15 protein-coding genes and 1 tRNA gene are annotated in these 17,075 nt (G+C 70.3%); 5 read left to right on the top strand and 11 right to left on the bottom strand.

Going from position 1 to position 17,075, the window contains the following annotated elements; genetic code table 11:
• Window positions 1-70: 70 nt before the first annotated feature.
• Window positions 71-1,078, bottom strand: a complete 1,008-nt coding sequence (locus ACTMTI_RS48670) for an FAD-dependent monooxygenase (RefSeq protein ID WP_441127688.1) — start codon at window positions 1,076-1,078, stop codon at window positions 71-73.
• Between the two features lie 176 nt (window positions 1,079-1,254).
• Here ACTMTI_RS48670 and ACTMTI_RS48665 point away from each other — a divergent pair, with 176 nt between their 5' ends.
• The 3 genes from ACTMTI_RS48665 (at window position 1,255) to ACTMTI_RS48655 (ending at window position 2,313) form a co-directional block, all read left to right on the top strand.
• The gene (locus ACTMTI_RS48665; protein WP_441127687.1) at window positions 1,255-1,908 is read left to right on the top strand and encodes a GntR family transcriptional regulator; all 654 of its coding nucleotides are present in this window, start codon (window positions 1,255-1,257) and stop codon (window positions 1,906-1,908) included.
• Window positions 1,830-2,174 (top strand): TetR/AcrR family transcriptional regulator C-terminal domain-containing protein, encoded by a 345-nt coding sequence (locus tag ACTMTI_RS48660; protein WP_441127686.1) that lies wholly within the window; start codon window positions 1,830-1,832, stop codon window positions 2,172-2,174. Before ACTMTI_RS48665 ends, ACTMTI_RS48660 begins: the two co-directional genes overlap by 79 nt.
• A gap of 66 nt (window positions 2,175-2,240) precedes the next feature.
• Window positions 2,241-2,313, top strand: a tRNA-Ala gene (locus ACTMTI_RS48655).
• A gap of 225 nt (window positions 2,314-2,538) precedes the next feature.
• Here the strand turns inward: ACTMTI_RS48655 and ACTMTI_RS48650 are convergent.
• The 5 genes from ACTMTI_RS48650 to ACTMTI_RS48630 form a co-directional block, all read right to left on the bottom strand.
• Entirely contained in the window at window positions 2,539-3,588 is a 1,050-nt protein-coding gene (locus ACTMTI_RS48650) for a glycosyltransferase family 2 protein (protein WP_441127685.1), read from the bottom strand.
• A gap of 336 nt (window positions 3,589-3,924) precedes the next feature.
• The gene (locus tag ACTMTI_RS48645) at window positions 3,925-7,701 is read right to left on the bottom strand and encodes a S8 family serine peptidase (RefSeq protein ID WP_441127684.1); all 3,777 of its coding nucleotides are present in this window, start codon (window positions 7,699-7,701) and stop codon (window positions 3,925-3,927) included.
• Between the two features lie 228 nt (window positions 7,702-7,929).
• Complete coding sequence (locus ACTMTI_RS48640; protein ID WP_441127683.1) at window positions 7,930-8,283, bottom strand: SPW repeat protein; 354 nt, start codon at window positions 8,281-8,283, stop codon at window positions 7,930-7,932.
• Between the two features lie 117 nt (window positions 8,284-8,400).
• Window positions 8,401-9,669 carry an extracellular catalytic domain type 1 short-chain-length polyhydroxyalkanoate depolymerase gene (locus ACTMTI_RS48635; protein WP_441127682.1) on the bottom strand — a complete coding sequence of 423 codons (1,269 nt, stop codon included), beginning with the start codon at window positions 9,667-9,669 and terminating at the stop codon, window positions 8,401-8,403.
• A 126-nt stretch (window positions 9,670-9,795) separates the two neighbouring features.
• Window positions 9,796-10,788: a helix-turn-helix transcriptional regulator gene (locus ACTMTI_RS48630; protein ID WP_441127681.1), complete on the bottom strand. Its 993-nt coding sequence runs from the start codon at window positions 10,786-10,788 to the stop codon at window positions 9,796-9,798.
• A 46-nt stretch (window positions 10,789-10,834) separates the two neighbouring features.
• Here ACTMTI_RS48630 and ACTMTI_RS48625 point away from each other — a divergent pair, with 46 nt between their 5' ends.
• Window positions 10,835-11,287 (top strand): hypothetical protein, encoded by a 453-nt coding sequence (locus ACTMTI_RS48625; protein WP_441127680.1) that lies wholly within the window; start codon window positions 10,835-10,837, stop codon window positions 11,285-11,287.
• Here the strand turns inward: ACTMTI_RS48625 and ACTMTI_RS48620 are convergent.
• The gene (locus tag ACTMTI_RS48620; RefSeq protein ID WP_441127679.1) at window positions 11,274-11,594 is read right to left on the bottom strand and encodes a hypothetical protein; all 321 of its coding nucleotides are present in this window, start codon (window positions 11,592-11,594) and stop codon (window positions 11,274-11,276) included. The two genes, ACTMTI_RS48625 and ACTMTI_RS48620, sit on opposite strands and share 14 nt — an antisense overlap.
• 74 nt (window positions 11,595-11,668) lie before the next feature.
• On the opposite strand from ACTMTI_RS48620, the gene ACTMTI_RS48615 reads away from it, so the two are divergent.
• On the top strand, window positions 11,669-12,439 hold the full coding sequence (locus tag ACTMTI_RS48615; RefSeq protein WP_441127678.1) for an SDR family oxidoreductase: 771 nt from the start codon (window positions 11,669-11,671) through the stop codon (window positions 12,437-12,439).
• 5 nt (window positions 12,440-12,444) lie between these two features.
• On the opposite strand, the gene ACTMTI_RS48610 is transcribed toward ACTMTI_RS48615, so the two are convergent.
• The 4 genes from ACTMTI_RS48610 to ACTMTI_RS48595 form a co-directional block, all read right to left on the bottom strand.
• Complete coding sequence (locus ACTMTI_RS48610) at window positions 12,445-12,861, bottom strand: hypothetical protein (protein ID WP_441127677.1); 417 nt, start codon at window positions 12,859-12,861, stop codon at window positions 12,445-12,447.
• Between the two features lie 36 nt (window positions 12,862-12,897).
• Window positions 12,898-14,694: a Na+/H+ antiporter NhaA gene (nhaA, locus tag ACTMTI_RS48605; protein WP_441127676.1), complete on the bottom strand. Its 1,797-nt coding sequence runs from the start codon at window positions 14,692-14,694 to the stop codon at window positions 12,898-12,900.
• 41 nt (window positions 14,695-14,735) lie between these two features.
• A complete protein-coding gene (locus ACTMTI_RS48600; RefSeq protein WP_441127675.1) occupies window positions 14,736-15,419 on the bottom strand; it encodes a GAP family protein in 684 nt (227 codons plus the stop codon).
• 196 nt (window positions 15,420-15,615) lie between these two features.
• Window positions 15,616-16,983, bottom strand: a complete 1,368-nt coding sequence (locus tag ACTMTI_RS48595) for a Dyp-type peroxidase (protein ID WP_441127674.1) — start codon at window positions 16,981-16,983, stop codon at window positions 15,616-15,618.
• Window positions 16,984-17,075: the final 92 nt, after the last annotated feature.

The raw sequence follows: 17,075 nt of genomic DNA, 5'->3' as shown, positions 1-17,075 counted from the left end.
GGAGGCGCATGATCTGGTTGCGTCGCCAGATCTGGGACCTCTTCTGGGGAACCAGGTATTTGTCGGCCCCTCAGGCCTGTTTTTGACATACCTCGACATAGGGCCTCATGCGGCGTTCGTACCGGTCGACGGCGGTGTGGTGGTCACCGGCCGTCGCCAGCTCTCCGGCCAGCACGTACGCGCCGATCAAGGCCAGGCCCGTGCCCATCCCACCAGGGCCCGGTGCGTAGCCCGCGTCGCCCAGCAGGACCACCCTGCCGGACGCGTAACGCGGCACGACGACCTGGGCGGCGGGGGCGAAGTAGAAGTCCTCGGCCGTCCACATCCGCTTGATCAGGGACGGGATCTCCCAGTCCAGGCCCTCGAACGCGGCGGCGACCAGCTCCCGCTGGCGGTTCCTGTCACGGTGGTCGTAGTCCAGCGAGGGCGAGGCGAAGTCGAGCGCGGCTCGGGTCTCGCCGCCCGTGCTCATGATGGTGGCGCACCTGCCGGGGACGCTGTACATCACGCCCTCGTGGTCCAGACCGTAGGCGCCGGCCACGGAGAAGATCGCGCTGTGCAGTCCCAGGTGGCGGATGGGGCCGGAGACGTCGAAGGCCAGCTCCCTGACCTTGGAGCGGATGCCGTCCGCGCCCACGACCAGGTCGAACGTGCGGGACGGCGCCTTGTCGAAGGTCACGTGGACGCCGTCGGCGGTCTCGCTCAGCGAGGTGATGAAGTCGTCGAAGACGTACTCGGCGCGCGCGGCCTCGTGCAGGATGTGGCTCAGTGCGCCGCGCAGGATCTCGACCTCGCCGCTGAACACCGCCGATGGCAGCCGCGACACGCGCTTGCCGCGGGCGTCGACGATGGCGATGTCGCCCATGTGGGTCTGGGCGTTCTTGACGGCCTGGAGGATGCCCATGCGGTCCAGGACCTCCAGTTGGGGTGCGCCGCGGAGGTCGACCGCCTGGCCGCCGGGGCGGACGGCCGGCGCCAGTTCGACGACCGTGGGGTGGAAGCCGTAGCGGGTGAGCCAGTGGGCGAGCGCGGGGCCGGCGATGCCGCCGCCCGAGATCAGGATGTCGAGGTCGCGCATGGCGGGGTTCCTTGGGATGGCCGTGGGTGCATCTACGCCGTACGCTGACCATAGGTTCGCCCTCATTTATCAAGCAATACGCTGATATAGCGCACTAGTGCACCCTTGCGCAGTTCATGTGGGTGTATGGCGTCCAGCCGTTTTGTGCACTAGAGCAGCGAGGGAGGCGGTGGCGCGTGCAGCCGAAACGGTCCGATGTTCCCTACCTCCGGATCGTCGAGGAGCTCCGGCGCCGCATCGTGGCCGGGGAACTGGCGGCGGGAGACAAGGTGCCGTCGACCCGGCAGATCATCCGGGAGTGGGGCGTCGCGATGGCGACCGCCAGCAAGGTTTTGCGCCGGCTCCAAGACGAAGGGCTGGCCCGGGCCGTGCCGGGAGTCGGGACCGTGGTGTCCCGGCAGGAGCAGCCGCGCCGGCCCGCGCAGGACCTCACCAGGCAGCGCATCGTGCGGTCGGCGATCACGATCGCCGACGGGGAGGGCCTCGCCGCCGTGTCCATGCGCCGCATCGCCGCCGAGCTGGGTGCCTCCGCCATGTCGTTGTACCGGCACGTGGACGGCAAGGACGAACTCGTGCACCTGATGGCCGATGCCGTCTATGGTGACGACCCGCCGCCCGAGCGGCTCCCGCGCGGCTGGCGCGCCCAGCTGGAGCTGGCATTGCGCCAGCAGTGGCGGATCCACCGGCGCCACCCCTGGCTGGCCCAGGACGCCTCCCTGACCAGGCCCGAGTTCGTGCCCAACGGCATGCCATGGATCGGCTGCTCCATGCGATGGACGGGATCGGCCTCGCCCCCAACACCGTGCTGCACGCCGCCGTATCCCTCATGAACGTCGTCCGCGGCGCCGCCGTGAGCCTCGAAGCCGAGCGGCAGGCGCGGACCGAGACGGGGATCACGGAAGAGGAGTGGCTGCGCTCGCGCGAAGCGGAGCTGGGCGAGCTCCTGGCCTCCGGAGCCTATCCCGCGTTGGCCAGGGTGGTGGGACAGCCCGGATTGGACATGGACCTGGACTCGATCTTCGAGTTCGGGCTCCGCAGTCAGCTCGATGGGCTGGCCGTTCGGGTGGCCAGGGCGCGGGACGGGCGGCGCGATTAGGCGAATCGGCGCGGATGGCTATATGCTCTCGGAGCGCCGCAACGGGTGGACTCGAAGCGGTGACCAGGGGCTATAGCGCAGTTGGTAGCGCGCCTCCATGGCATGGAGGAGGTCTGGGGTTCGAATCCCCATAGCTCCACCCAGAAGGACCTCAACGAGATCCCGTCCGATCATCTCGATCGGACGGGATCTCGTCGTTTTCCCGGCCGGTGGGCCGTCGGAGCGGGTGCGGCGGTCGTGGAGAACGGTGCGGGCGGTGTGCGGCCACTGCGGGCGCATCAGGATGCACCACGGGTTGGGTAGCGGGCGTGGGTGGTTGTGCGAGCGAGTCCGTGCGCGAGGTGGTTGCTCATGTGCTCTGGGACTAGCGGCCCTTTTCGTAGATGAGGAGGCCGCTGGAGAGGCGCAGCGGGACCATGATCAGCTCGACCACCATGGCCTTCCACGCGTAATAGAGGTTGACCGCCTTGTTGAGGTAGACGAACGGCAGGTTGAACAGGACCTGGCGGACGGGGAGGCGACGGCGTCTGGCCGCGTAGAGCAGGGTGGGGACGGTGAGGAGCAGCTCGCTGCCGGCCCACCAGCCCATCGTGCGGGCCACCGGCTCGTGCGCGGTGCAGGCGAGGATCACCGGGGTAGCCCACCACAGCGGGGCCAGCAGGATCTCCAGGAGGGCCACCAGGATCCAGGTGGCCAGCAGGGGCTTGCGGGTGAGCAGGCGGGGGAGGTGGAGGCGGACGTTCTGCATGAAACCCGCCATCCAGCGCCACACCTGTTTGCGCAGGTAAACAAGCGTTTCGGGGTCGGCGGCCCACGCCATGGCGGCGGCCACGTAGACCGCCTTGCGGCCGTCGAGCTGCTGGCTCCAGGTGAAGTCCATGTCCTCGACGATGGTGCGCTCCGGGAAGCCGCCGAACGCGGTCAGGGTCGTACGCCTGAACACCGAGCAGCAGCCCGAGCAGACCATGGGGCTGTTGGCGAGCTGCTGGATCGGGCGATGCCAGTGGAAGCCGAAGAGATATTCGGTGGATCTGCCGCGTTCCCATGGGGTGCGGGCGAACCGCGTTTGCACGTTTCCCGCGGCCACCCCCACGTCGGGGTCGTCGAAGGCGGGCTTGATGCGCTCGACGTAGTCGGGGGCCAGCACGGTGTCGGCGTCCACGGCCAGGACCAGGTCGGTGTCGCAGTGCGGGAGCGCAAAATTCTGCGCCCTGGCCTTGCTGCCCAGGTTGCGTGGTGGGCGCAGGACGGTCGCGCCGTAGGCCGCGGCCACCTCGCCGGTGGCGTCCGTCGAGCCGTCGTCGACGACGATGACCCGTTCGGGTGGGACGGTTTGGGCGGCTATGGAGCGCAGGGTAGCCGGGAGCCCGTGCTCTTCGTTGTGCGCCGGGACGATGACTGTGAGCGTCTTCACCTGCGCTTTCCCCTCCTCCTCAGGCGGGGCGCGATCAGGGCCGCCAGGCCGATCAGGGCGTAGATGATCAGGCTGAACCCGAGCGTGGGCGGGCCTCCGGGCATCTCGTGCTTCCTCTCGACGGGAGCTTCGGGTGGTCGATGTGGCAACGAGGATGCTGTGTCGTCCGGGGTCGCGAAGACGCGGAATCAGGTTCTGTGGATGGCGGGAGAGTGGCCCGAATCGTCCTGTGGAAAGACGGTCCCGTGCACGCGGACGGCCAAGGAGCCCGCGCCCCTTGGCCGTCGTCGGTGCCATCGTGACCGCTGCGGTCAGCGCGGTGACCGGCTGGTCCGGCTACTTCAGGCCGTACGCGCGCTCGATGGTCTGCGTCACCGAACCTCCCGCCGCGTCCGACGCTGTGACGCGCAACGACACGAACCCGCTCGTCTGCGGCAGCGGCGGGTGCGTCACCTCCACCCGGAACCGGCCCCCGCTCAGCGTCCTGACCCGGGAGGCCGCGAGCCACGTGGCCCCGTCGTCGATCGAGTACTCCACCTTGACCCGGTCGACGGCAGGCGCTCGCCGCACGGCCGAATGCGCGCCGGCCCGCAGCTCGAAGGCGTACCGCGACCCGGCGGCCGCCCGGTTGAGCAGGTCGAGCGGCAGGTCATAGGTGAGCTGGACGGCCGGCTGGAACGCGCACGCGGCGCCGAACGTACAGGAGTATCCGCGCGGCGAGCCGGACGACGGCGAGGACGAGGAGGCGAACTGATAACTGCTGGTCACCTTCCTCGACAGCGCACGATCGGTCGTGTCCACCGCGTCCAGCCGGTACGGCCCCGCCGCCCCCGGCACGGCGAACGACCTCGGCCGCCGTCCCTCCACCGGCACCTCCTGACCGCCGGCGGACAACCGGGGCACGGACGTGACGGGGCTCAGGTTGCTGTAATGGCGCGGATCGGAGTCCAGCCACTGCTCGGCGGGCACGAACCGGTCGCCGTCCCGGCACAGCGCGCACGGCAGCGCGACCGGGTAGCCCGCGGGTACGTCGGCCGCCCCCGGCACCAGGGGCGCCTTGAACCACTCCTCGGACCGCCGCCGGTCACGCCAGGTGAACCGGTCGTCGGAACGCAGGTCGATGCCGTGGTTGGAGATCGTGCGCGACCAGGTCACGTCATCGGAGACGGGGCCGAAATACTCGGTGCGTGCCACCGGCATCCGCAGCGGCCCCCCGTACGTCATCCGCCCGGGCTCCTCGCCGATCGACGACTCCCCATACTCCCAGCCGCCGGTGTCCGGCTGATCGGCGTGGTACGCGGTCTCGATCCGGACGAGCTGCCCCATCCCGACCTTCACCGGCTTGGCCGGCACCCGGCCGCGCTCGTCGAAGCGGAGATGGTAGGTGACCTTCGGCCCCGTGTAGGGCTCCAGCCGCACCGAAACAGGGCCCTTGTCCAGCTCGGCCCGCACGGCGCGGCCCTCCGCGGCGCTCAGGCCCAGCCGCAGGGACGCCGAACCGCCCGCGGGCACCCGCGCCCGCGCGCCGTCGGCGTCGAGGTAGCCGAGGATGCCGGCCGCGCCGCGCCGCGCCGCGTTCTGGCCGGCGTCGTCCATCTTCGCGCTTGCGGTCACGTACGAGCCGCCCTCGAGCGGGATCCCCGCCAGGACGACCTTGCCCGTCACGTCCACGCCCGCGAAGTCCTCCGGCCGCCCCTGCCCGACCCAGACGATGGGATGGGACGTGACGGCGGAAAGAGCGCGCAGGGCGTCCATGTCGTACGCCGGGCGCAGATCAACCTGCCCCGCCGTGACCGCGGTGAGGACGGGCGGCTCGAGGTTCCACTGGTGCGACAACCGGAGCTTGCCTGCCTTGGGGGACTTCACCGGCGTGACGAACAGGTTGTGACCGCCGCCGACGGATCCGCCGTACAGGGAGACCGGCCAGGTCCGGTCGGTGAACGTCCGCACGTAGTACGCCTGCCCGCCCCCGTCCGCTGCCTTCGGGGTGTCCGGCCTGATGGGCACCGTTTTGCGCGCGTCCAGGGTGACCGTCTCGTCGCCGTCCAGTGTGACGTTCTCGATGACCCAGCTGTTGCGGTTGCTGATCCGGTTCTCGACGGCGAGGCCGATGACCTCGTAGTCGCCGGCAGGCAGCCAGAACTCGCCGTTGCCGGAGAAGTCCGTGCGCAGGTAGTAGTACCCGTACGGGTTGAACGGGTCCTCCGGGCTGTTGCCCCGCTTCAGCGGGATCGCGTACACGATGGGCTCGGCCTGGTAACCGGGGAAGAACTCCTTGGTCCCGTACGAGTTGACCAGCGACACCCCGAGCCGGTGCGTCGCGGGACCCGTGTAATAGCTGAACGGCGTCACCAGCCGCACGTCACCGCCGCTCGCCGTCACCCAGCCGCCGTAGGCGCCCTTCTGACCGGCGGCCGGATCCACCGTGAGGTCCACGGTGGCGGTGCCGTTCGCGGGCACGGTGACGCTCCCGGCGCCCAGGGTGATCGCCTTGGCGGGCGCCGGCGCGCCGCTCCACCCGCGGGTGACGAGGGCGAGGGACAGGGTGACGGGCGCGTCGCCGGTGTTGCGGTAGGTGACCTGCCGGGTGGCGGCCGACTTGCCGAGCAGGCGGAAGTCGACCACGGAGGTCGCGAAGACGCTCTGGGTGACCGCGCGGGCCACGTCCACCCGGCCGCTGCCCTGCTCGAACCAGTTGTGGTCGGCGTGGCGTGCGGCGGTCGAGGTCAGCGCGTCCCGCAGTTCGCCCGCCCGCCAGCCGGGATGCTGCTGGGCCAGGATCGCGGCCGCCCCGGCCACGTGCGGGGTCGCCATGGAGGTGCCGCTCTCGGAGGTGTAGCGGTCGTTGCCCGGAATGCCGGGCCGCGTGGAGTCCGCTGATCGGGCGGCGACGATGTCCACGCCGGGGGCGACGATGTTCGGCTTGACGGCCGCGTCGCCGAGCCTGGGACCCCTGCTGGAGAAGCCGGCCAGCGTCGTCCCCGTCGTCTTGTCCACGGCGCCCACGGCCAGCGCCTCGTCGGCCGCCGCCGGGACGCTCACGGTGAGCGGGTCCGACTCGTTGCCCGCCGCCGTCACGAACAGCGTGCCGTGCTTCTTCGTCAGCTCGTTGAGCGCCTGGCTCATCGGGTCGGTGCCGTCGCCGCAGCAACTGCCCAGGCTCATGTTGACCACGTCGGCGCCCTGCTCGGCGGCCCATTCCATGCCGGCGATCGCCCACGACCACTCGCCCCGTCCGCCGTCGCCGAGCACCTTGCCGACCAGCAGGGACGCGGCGGGCGCGACGCCCTTGTACATCTCCCCGGCGCCCGCGATCGTCGAGGCGACGTGCGTGCCATGGCCAAGCTTGTCCGCTGTGCCGGGGGCATCGGAAAAGTTCTCGGTGGCGAGGATGCGTCCGGCGAAGTCCGGGTGGCCGGCGTCGATGCCGGTGTCGAGGACGGCGACCTTGACTCCCTTGCCGTCGAACCCCTTCTCCCAGCCGGTGGGCGCGCCGATCAGCGGCACACTGCGGTCGAGTGACGCCTCCGTCTTGCGGTCCAGCCAGATCTTGGCGGGGCCGCCGGCCCTTTTCTCGGTACGGAGCCCGGCCCAGAACTCGCCGGCCTCGTCCGCGCGCACGGTGAACGCGGCGCCGTTGACGCTGCTGAGCGGCCGTACGTTTTCGCTGGCCGGAAGAGCGTCGGCGGCCCGCGCGAGTGCCTGCTCCGGCTGCGCGGCCGCGTACGTGGCGAGCAGCGGGATCGCCTCGGCCCGCTGGTCGCGTGTCAGCGTTTCGACGTCGAACAACTCCTCGTCGAGAGCCCCGCCGGCGACCATCGCGGCCGCGTCCGACGGCAGGACGAGATATCCGCCGTCCCTGCTGGGGAGTGTGGCGAAGGTGATCGGCGCGCCGTCCGGCCTGGGCGCCGGCCGGATGGCGATCGAGGGGGCGCCGCCCTGAGCCGGCCGGTAGTCGACGACGTCGCCGGTGATGAGGGTGAGGGTGGTGGCGCCGGTGGGCCGGGTCTCGGCCGGCTCGGCGCTCACGGATGCCGCCTGGGGGAGCGGCGCGGCGGCGCTGGGCGCCACTCCGGTGGCGAGGACGAGCGCGAGGCCGGATAAGGCCGCCACACTGCGGATGCGTAAACGGGACAAGGCTTGCCTTTCACCTGCGATCAGGGCGCTCGTGCGGGAGCGCTCCCATCTCTTCCGAGACGGCTTATATCCATCAAATGATCAAACCAATCGCGATCTTGACAGCCCGTCGGAGGACGACGCGCGCTCGTGCTCGGCGGCGCGGTGGACAGCCCGCATGCGAAAGGGCCGGGCCATCAACGGCCCGGCCCTTGGGGGGTCGCGTCAGTGCTGGATCGCCTGGCGGTGGGCCGCCCGGCTGATGGGTACGGCGGTGAGGCTGAGCGCCACCGTGACGACGCCGACGATCCAGGACGTCCGGGACGCACCCTGGTCCTGCGTGTACGTGACCGCCCACGGGGCGATGAACAGCAGCACGCCCCACAGGGCGTTCAGCCATTCCGTCGCGACGACGCCCGGATTGGCGAGTGCCACGAGCGAGACGATCGCGGTGAGCGCACCCAGCACGATCAGCGAGGGAGCGGCGCCGGAGGCGCTGACGACCCAGATCGGGGAGAGTGCCGCGTAGAGGCCGGCGACCAGGGTTGCCCAGTCCTGCCAGCGTGACCATGCCTTCATTGAGAACCTCCGCCAACGGCGTTTGCGAGGCTGGCCTTTTGGTCAGTCATTCGCGTGCAACCTCCATCACCGGACGGCGATTCCTTCTTCCGGTTGTGATGCTGCGCACATGGGGCCTCACGTGCACGCGGCGCCGTTGAGCGTGAAGGCCGCCGGCTTGGCCGTGTTCCCGCTATGGGTGGCCTGGAAGCCGAACGAGGTGGAGGCGCCCGGTGCGAGGGTGCCGTTGTAGCCGACGTTCCTGGCCGTGACCTGGCCGGCGTTGGGGGAGAGCGTGGCGTTCCACGCGGAGGTGACCGTCTGGCCGGCGGGAAGCGTGAAGGCGAGGGTCCACGAGGACAGCGCCGCGGTGCCGGTGTTGGCGATCGTGACCTCCGCCGTGAAGCCGGTGTTCCACGTGTTCATCCCGTACGTGACGCGGCACGCCCCCGGCACGGGAGTCGGCGTCTGCGAGGGCCCGCCGCCCTGGTCCAGGCCGAAGAACGCGATCACGGCCGCCGCCATCCCGCCCATGGGCAGGTTGTGCCCGACGCCCTGCAGGCTGATCGCCTCCACGGGGACGGTCGTGCCGGTGCCTCCGTACCTGGTCCTGGTCCAGCCGGACTGGGGCTGGTCGGTGTGGCTCGGGGTCTGGCTCAGGCCGTGGACGTTGGTCCACTGCTTGATCTGCTCCTGGAAGTTCGGATAGCGCAGCGTGGAGTCCTCGGTGCCGTGCCAGATCTGCATGCGGGGACGCGGGCCGCTGTAGCCGGGGTACGCGGCGCGTACCAGGTCGCCCCACTGCTGAGGCGTCTTGATGACCTGACCGTTGGCGCACGCGCTGTTCCAGCTCGACCCGTCCGTGGTGGCGAAGCAGCCGAACGGCACCCCCATGAACGACGCCCCCGCCTTGAAGACGTCGGGATAGGCGCCCGCCAGGACGTTCGTCATCATGCCGCCCGACGAGGCGCCCGTGACGTAGGTGCGGTCAGGGTCGGCGTTGTAGCGCTGCTGGACGTACCTGACCATGGAGACGATGCCCACCGGGTCGCTGCCGCCGTCGTGCCGCAGCGCCTGCGGTGAGGAGACGTCGAAGCACGAGCCGCTCCTGGTGGCCGACGGGTAGATCACGATGAACTTGTGCCGGTCGGCCAGCGAGGCGAACTCCGTGCCGGAGTAGAAGGCCGGCCCCGACCCCGTGCAGTAGTGGACGGCCACGAGGAGCGCCGGGCGGGCCGCGACGCCGTCGGGGACGTACAGGTGCATGCGTAAGCCGGTCGGGTTCGTGCCGAAGCCGGTCACCTCGGTCAACTGTGCCGAGGCCGCCGGCGGCGCCGCGATCAGGCTCGCGATGGCGAGTGCCACCGCGGCGATCACGCCCGTTGCGATCCGAGCTATCACGTTCATCGAGCTCCTCTCACGTTCCGCCTGAAATATTGCGAGTGTGTAGAGAAACTTTCGTCAGGGCAATATGCCTGTTGGCTGACGTTCGACGGTGGGACGATGAGCTGCGAAGAGAGTCCCGCGAAGCGGCTAATGTAATGAAACTTTCGGGCCCTCGTAGCGGGCGGCCAGTTCCTGCGCCGCGGCGCACAGGCGGTCGCGCAACTCGGCGGGGGCCAGCACCTCGGCGTCCGTGCCCAGCCTGAGGAACTCGCCCAGCGCGTGCTCGATCGACTCGATCGGCACCGTGACCCGGGTCCAGCCGTCCGCGTCCGGCGGCTGCGCGCTCCGCTGCGCAGCCGCCACCATGCCGGGGGTCATGAGGTCGGCCAGGCGTTCCAGGCCGCGCGGCGACAGCCGGACGACCGCCTCGCCCCACCGCAACCGGGCCTCGAAGGCGGCCAGGTAGTCCCGCCAGTACGCCGCCAGGTCGAAGCCGCCGGGCCGGGTGACGGCCTCGGGGAGCGGGTGCAGCTCGAGGATCTGGGAGACGCGGTAGGTCCGCACGTCCTCGCCCGCCCCCGCGACCAGGTACCAGCGCCCCGCCTTGATGACCAGCCCGTACGGGTCCAGCAGCCGCTCCACCTCCTGGGGCGCCTTCCACCGGCGGTACCTGACCTGGATGCGGCGCTCGTTCCAGACGGCGTCGGCCACGGCCGGCAGGTACGTCACCGGCTCCGGGTCGCGATACCAGGCGGGCGCGTCGAGGAGGAATCGTTCCTGGATGCGACCGGCCCGATCGCGCAGCTCGACGGGCAGCGCGGCCATCAGCTTGAGCTGCGCGGCCGTCACCACCGCCCCCAGGCCCAGCTCGGCCGCGGGACCGGGCAGCCCGGCCAGGAACAGCGACTCGGCCTCGTCCGTGGTCAGCCCGGTCAGCTTGGTGCGGTAGCCGTCGAGGAGCTGGTAGCCGCCCTTGGGGCCGGCGTCGCCGTAGAGCGGGATGCCGGCCCCGTGGAGGGACTCGACGTCGCGGTAGATGGTGCGTACCGAGACCTCGAGGCGGTCGGCCAGCTCCTGGGCCGTCATCCGGCCGCGCGTCTGCAGGAGCAGCAGGATGGAGACCAGGCGGGAAGCACGCACAATCGCTGACACTACATGTCAGTGGTCCGGGCGTACGTTACGGCGCATGAACGACTTCGACTTCCTCACCGGCCGCTGGGACGTCGCCGGCCGGCGCCTGGTGAAGGCACTCGCCGGGAGCGATGAATGGGACGAGTTCCCCGGCCATTCGGTCGCCACCCGGCATTTCGCCGGCGCGGCCAGCTTCGATGAGGTCATATTCCCGACCAAGGGGTTCAGCGGGCTGACCGTGCGCGTGTACAACCCTGAGACGCGGCAGTGGTCGATCTACTGGGCCAATAGCAACCGGGGCGTGCTCGACACCTCGCCCATGGTGGGCGCGTTCGCGGGGGACCGGGGCGAGTTCTACGGCGAGGAGAGCCATGAGGGCAGGCGGGTGCGGTGCCGGTTCATCTGGACCGTCATCGGCCCGGACCGCGCCCGGTGGGAGCAGGCCTTCTCGGACGACGACGGGCGGATGTGGGAGACGAACTGGACCATGGATTTCACGCGGGCGTGACGCTCTGGAGCGCGCGTGACGTGGGAGCCTCGGCGGCGGTGCCGCGGATCCACAGGACCGCGGCCACCGCCAGGGCCGCGATCAGCAGCACCAGCGCGCCGGCCACGATCATCCACCACCAGGCGGATTTCGGCGGCTTGGCCTCGTAGAGGGGGACGTCGGGCAGCATGTCGGGCGTGTACGGCAGCCGCTGTGTCGAGGGCGACATCGGCGGGTCTTGGCGGGGTGGCGGGGCCGGGTAGGGGTTGCGGTGCCTGATCGTCTGATCGGCATCGGGTTCCTGGCGGTCGGGCTGCTCTCGAGTCATGATTCCCCGCACCGGTGGAGTATCGATTTACGCCTACTTTGTCACATTCTCGCGGTCTGTCCCGTCCAGGCAACATGACTTCTGTACTCGTAACTGGCGGTACCGGACGGCTCGGCCGTTCCGTTCTGGAGAGCCTGGTGAACGCCGGGTTCGACGTGCGGGCGGCGAGCCGTACCGCACGGGCCCCGGGGGGCGGCGTGCGGTGGGTCGTGGCAGACCTGGCCACCGGGCACGGCGTGGCCGAGGCCGTGGCCGGGGTGGCCGTGATCGTGCACCTGGCCTCGGCGCCGTACAAGGGCCGTTACACGCGACGCGTGGAGCTGGGCGGCACGTCGGCACTGCTCGCGGCGGCCCGCCAGGCCGGCGTGGGGCACCTGATCTACACCTCGATCGTGGGCGCCGACCAGGTGCCGTGGGGGTATTTCCGGACGAAAGTACGGGCCGAGCGGCTCGTCCAGGCCGGCGGCGTGCCGTGGACGATCCTGCGGGCGACGCAGTTCCACGAGTTCGTCGACCAGGCGCTGCGCGGGATGGCCCGGCTCGGCGCGCTGGTCGTCGACCCCGGGGTGGCCGCGCAGCCGGTGGACGTCAGAGACGTGGCGCGGCACCTGACGGTCCTTGTCGAGCGTGGCCCCTCCGGCGGGATCGAGGACTATGGCGGCCCCGAGGTGCTGACCATGGCCGAGGCGGCGGAGACCTGGCTGCGCGCCCGCGGGCTGCGCCGAAGGGTGCTGCGGGTGCGGCTGCCCGGCAGGCTGGGACGGGTGTTCCGGGCCGGTCACCTGACCACGAAGGCACAGCCCGCCGGCGAGATCACGTGGGGTGAGTACGTCACGGGAGCGTAGGAGACTCAGCCCTGTGGCGGGTAGGGCGGGCCCTGCCGGCCGGGCTGCTGCTGGAACGGCGGCTGCGGATGCTGCCAGCCCGGTCCCTGCGGCGGCGCCGGCTGCCGCGGGTCCCGCCGTGCCACCACGGCGAAGATCAGCATGCCCGTCCCGATCAGGTTGAAGCCGAAGGAGATCACGCTCGTGAAGGTGTGCGCCAGCCCGAGGTTCAGGAGGGGGATCAGCAGCTCGAGCAGGAGGCCCTGGATGACGCTGAACACCGTGCCCAGCAGGAGCACGACGCAGCCCAGGGCCCCGATGACCGCCGCCCGCCCGTGGTCGCGCCGGCGCGCTGCCATGAGGACGATGCCGACGACCAGCAGAACTCCCAGCAGGAACAAACCGATGAAGCTGACGATTTGCAGGGAGATTGTTTCGACCATCAAGAAACTCCCGAAGGTTAAGGCGATTCATTGACGTTACGGGGATTTCCGTAGCTCTTCCACCGCGCCGCTGATCGAGCCCAGGTCGAGGCGGCCCTGGTAGCGGATGCCGTTCAGGAAGAGGGTGGGGGTGCCGCGCACGCCGCTGTCGCGGCCCGACTCCTCGTCGACGGCGATCCTGGAGACGTGGCGCGGCACGTCCGACCAGGGATCCACGTCGAGCTCGGCGGCGTAGTGCGCCAGGTCGGCGTCGGTGAGGAAGCGCTGGTTGTCGTAGAGGATGTCGTGCATCTCCCAGAACCTGCCCCGATCGGCCGCGGCCTCGGCCACGATCGCGGCGGCCGCGGCCCGGGGATGCAGGGTCCTGAGCGGGAAGTGCCGGAACACCAGGCGTACGTCCGGGTTCTTCCTGCGCAGCTCCTCCAGGACCGGATGGAGCCGGCCGCAGTAGGGGCATTCGAAGTCGCCGTACTCGACGATCGTGATCTTGGCGTTCGCGGGTCCCCGTACGTGATCGTCGGGTCCCACGGGCACGGTGAGGAGCTCCGGCAGTTCCTCGCCGGGCTCGGCCTCGGGAGGCGCGCACACCCCGCCCCGGTCCCACGCCAGCCGGAAGATCACCCAGCCCAGCGCGGCGGACAGCAGCGACCCGGCCAGGATCCCGATCTTCGCCTGGTCGTGGACGGCCGAATCGGCGAAGGCCAGGTCCACGATGAACAGCGCCACCGTGAACCCGATCCCGGAGACTGCCGCCCCGCCCAGCAGCTGCCCCCACACGAGGTTCCCCGGCAGGACCCCCCACCCGAACCTGAGCGGCAGCCACGTGCCCAGCGAGATGCCGACGAACTTGCCGAGCACCAGCCCCAGCGCCACGCCGATCGCCACCGGCGAGGTGAGGGCCTCGCGCAGGGTGGCGGCGTCGAGCCGCACCCCGGCGTTGGCCAGGGCGAAGACCGGCACGATCACGTAGCTGCTCCAAGGGTGCAGCCGTAGCTGCAGCCGCTCGTTCACCGAGACGGCGCGCTGGACGCGCCGCGCGGCGTCCCTGGCCGCCTGGGCGCTCGGCTCGTTCGTGAACTCCTGTACGGCCTCGCCGGCGAGCAGCAGCTTCTGGTCGGTGGGGGCGTAGACGAAGACCAGAATGCCCAGCGCGATGCCGACGAGCGTGGGATGGATCCCGCTTTCGAGCGTGGCCACCCAGAGCGCGAACCCGAGCACGATGTACGCGGGCGCCCGCCAGATCCGCAGCCACCGTAACGTCACGATGGCCGCCAGCAGCGCGACGGCGGTGAGCAGGGCGGGCACGGACAGGTCGGCGGTGTAGAACAACGCGATGATCACAATGGCCAGCACGTCGTCCACGATGGCCAGCGTCAGCAGGAACGCCCGCAGCGGATCGGGGCACCGGGCGCCGACGACGGCGAGCACGCCGAGCACGAACGCGGTGTCGGTGGCGATGGGCACGCCCCACCCGACCGCGCCCGGCCCGCCGTAGTTGAGCAGGAGGTAGACGCCTGCCGGCACGAGCATCCCGCCGAACGCGGCCACGGCCGGCACGGCGATCAGCCGTCGATCCCGGAGCTGCCCGAGCCGTATCTCGTAGGAGGCCTCGAGCCCGATGACGAAGAAGAACAGGGTCATGAGCCCGTCGTTGACCCAGTGCCGCAGGTCCAGCGAGAAGGCGGCGTCCCCGAAGGAGAGGCCCATCGGCGTGTGCCAGAAGGCCTCGTAGGTGTCGCCCCAGGGGGAGTTGGCCCAGAGCAAGGCCAGAACGGTGGCGATGAGCAGCACGCTGGTGCTGCCGGCCTCGGTCCGGAAAAAGGCACGAAACATGACAGATCTCCCCCTGGAGATCCGATCCTAGGGCCGGCGGGTCACTGGAAGAACAGGTAGAAGGCCGCGTCCCTGGCCAGCAGGAACCCGACGATCGCCAGCGTCCAGCTCACCATCGAGGCCGAATGCTTGGTCAGCCAGTCCCGCAGCCGCTCCAGCTTCGGCTCCAGCCAGGCCCCGGCGATCCCGCGCAGCCCCATGAGCGCGAGCGGCGGCAGGATCATGATCCCCACGTAGCCGGCGAGCAACGGCATCCACTGCCCGACGGCCATCTCGGAGGTGGTCATGATGCCGATCGCGGCGAGGTACGGCGCCATCGTGGCGACCTCGAGCGCCCCGGCCGTCAGCCCCAGCAGCACCATCACCCGCGGCCCGCCCATCCGCGGCTCGAACCGCCGCTCCGGCTTGCCCAGCTTCGCCCGCCGTTTCGGATCGAATCTGAAGCTCAGCGCGAACAAGCCCACCCCGAGCACCAGCTGCACCCAGTACGCCGTCCGGCTGCGCAGAGCGTCGCCGAAATGCTCCAGGGCCGCCGACAGGCCGAGCATGAGCGCCACTCCGACCAGGAAATAGAAGACCGCCACGGTGGCGAGATAGATCAGCAACCGCGACACGCGGGAGCGATCCGAGGTCAGCATCAGGTAGACGGGGATGACAAGAGTGCCGAAGCTGGTGCTGTCGACCACCGCCAGGGCGGCAAGGGTGAGCATCAAGCCGATCATCATGATGCGATCCTGCCGATCCGCGCGTCCCCGTCGCCTCCTCCACCGGGCCGATCCGCGCGTACATCCTTCGATGCATGACCGAGTTCGTCCGCCTGCGTGGCGCTGAGCCGGCGGCGGGCCCCACGGCCTCGCCGGCGCAGGCGCCGGCGAGGCCGCGTGAGATTCCGCTGGGGGCGGTGGGCCCCCAGCGGGGGGCTCACATGTTGCGGAGGTACGCCAGGGACGGCGCGAAGAAGTACTCCCCGCCCTTCATCGTGACGGTCTGCGCCACCTGAGTCTGCGGAACCGACATCTCCGGCTTGCCCCAGACCTTGGGGAAGGTGACCTTGACGTCCCGCGCTCCCTGCCCGATGACCGGGTCGTGACCGGTCGCCGGGTTCAGGAAGTCCGGGTTGTTCGCCCAGCTCCGCTGCGTGAACTCGAACTGGTCGAGCAGGCTGCTGTTGAACGCCATGAACAGCAGCCCGACCTCCCCGCTGGGACGCGTCTCGGGCGGCGAGTCGTCCCACGGGTCGTCGGTGCGCTCCCCGTACGTCTGCCCGCGCCGGGCCATGAGCACCTCGCGCCCGAAGTCGCGCGGGTTGGTCTTCCTGATGTGCCCGCTGAACGGGCACTTGCTGCCGTCATCGGCGTCGAACGTGAAATCGTTGCTCACCGGCCCGCCGCCCGCCTTGGGCTTGAGGGTCAGCGGCGTGCCGTCCTTGAAGCGGCCGACGAGCATGGCCCCCGCCCGGTCGCGGTCCGCGACGGCCAGGCCGAGGCTGTCGGCCAGCTCCTGCTCGACCTCCTTGAACGCCTTGACGTTCTGCTCCAGCTTCCTGAACACCAGGTAGCTGCCGTGGTGGCGGGATGGGTCCGGCGCGAAGGGGTCCGGGACCAGGACGTTGCTCAGCGGGAACGCCGGGTTCCAGTGCTGCTTCGGCTCCCTGTCCACCTCGTCCTTGACGAACAGCGGCTGGCTGCGGCCGTCCACGTACCCGAAGTGCTCGATGCCGTCCCCGGCCGGGTTGCGCAGGCCCCGCCCGGTCTCCTCGCCGAGCACCCGGGCGCTCTCCGGCAGCTCAGAGATGATCTCCTCGCGCAGCGCTGCCACCGTGTCCGGCTCGGCGTCCCCGATGAGGATGACGGCGTGGATCTCCCGCTGGTAGGTCCACTCCCACTGCTCCACCGGCGGGTCGTTCACATCGGCGATCCGCCGCTTCATGCCGTCGCGGAACGGCTTGTCGCCGAATTTGCGCATGTCCTCGACCGAGTGGCCGAGATCGCGGTATCCGGCCTTGCTGATGCCGACGCCGACGTACGGCGTGCCGCGCCGGCCCCGGGCCGCGAAGTCCCGCACCTCCTCCAGGTGCTTGCGCGCCGACTTCATCTTCGTGGTCGCGAGGTACCGCAGGAAGGCCCTGCCCTCGGCCGCGTCGTTGAACCTGACGAAAAGAACGGACAGATGCTCACGAACGTGCGCGCGCAGGATGTTCGGCTGCAGGTTGTCGAGCATCGCCTTGGTGTCCGCGTCGAGCGCGGCCGCCAGGTCGAGAGGGTGTGCGTTGGTCAGGTCGACAGGCATTGTCGAATCCCTTTCCCGTTTCGGAATGAAACCGGGCCCCCAGCAGCGCCACGGGCAAACGCTCACGAATCCCCGTTGGTCGAACAGCGCCC

This window comes from Nonomuraea sp. H19, assembly GCF_052068215.1.
Classification (GTDB): domain Bacteria; phylum Actinomycetota; class Actinomycetes; order Streptosporangiales; family Streptosporangiaceae; genus Nonomuraea.
Note: the sequence above shows the minus strand (reverse complement) of the source record. Positions and strands in the feature narration are given on the sequence as shown.

Excerpts from the sequence above, each read along its gene's own strand:
- ACTMTI_RS48670 (WP_441127688.1), bottom strand. The coding sequence starts at position 1,078 with ATGCGCGACCTCGACATCCTGATCTCGGGCGGCGGCATCGCCGGCCCC.
- ACTMTI_RS48660 (WP_441127686.1), top strand. The coding sequence starts at position 1,830 with ATGGATCGGCTGCTCCATGCGATGGACGGGATCGGCCTCGCCCCCAAC.
- ACTMTI_RS48640 (WP_441127683.1), bottom strand. The coding sequence starts at position 8,283 with ATGAAGGCATGGTCACGCTGGCAGGACTGGGCAACCCTGGTCGCCGGC.
- ACTMTI_RS48635 (WP_441127682.1), bottom strand. The coding sequence starts at position 9,669 with ATGAACGTGATAGCTCGGATCGCAACGGGCGTGATCGCCGCGGTGGCA.
- ACTMTI_RS48625 (WP_441127680.1), top strand. The coding sequence starts at position 10,835 with ATGAACGACTTCGACTTCCTCACCGGCCGCTGGGACGTCGCCGGCCGG.
- ACTMTI_RS48620 (WP_441127679.1), bottom strand. The coding sequence starts at position 11,594 with ATGACTCGAGAGCAGCCCGACCGCCAGGAACCCGATGCCGATCAGACG.
- ACTMTI_RS48615 (WP_441127678.1), top strand. The coding sequence starts at position 11,669 with ATGACTTCTGTACTCGTAACTGGCGGTACCGGACGGCTCGGCCGTTCC.
- ACTMTI_RS48610 (WP_441127677.1), bottom strand. The coding sequence starts at position 12,861 with ATGGTCGAAACAATCTCCCTGCAAATCGTCAGCTTCATCGGTTTGTTC.
- nhaA (WP_441127676.1), bottom strand. The coding sequence starts at position 14,694 with ATGTTTCGTGCCTTTTTCCGGACCGAGGCCGGCAGCACCAGCGTGCTG.
- ACTMTI_RS48600 (WP_441127675.1), bottom strand. The coding sequence starts at position 15,419 with ATGATGATCGGCTTGATGCTCACCCTTGCCGCCCTGGCGGTGGTCGAC.
- ACTMTI_RS48595 (WP_441127674.1), bottom strand. The coding sequence starts at position 16,983 with ATGCCTGTCGACCTGACCAACGCACACCCTCTCGACCTGGCGGCCGCG.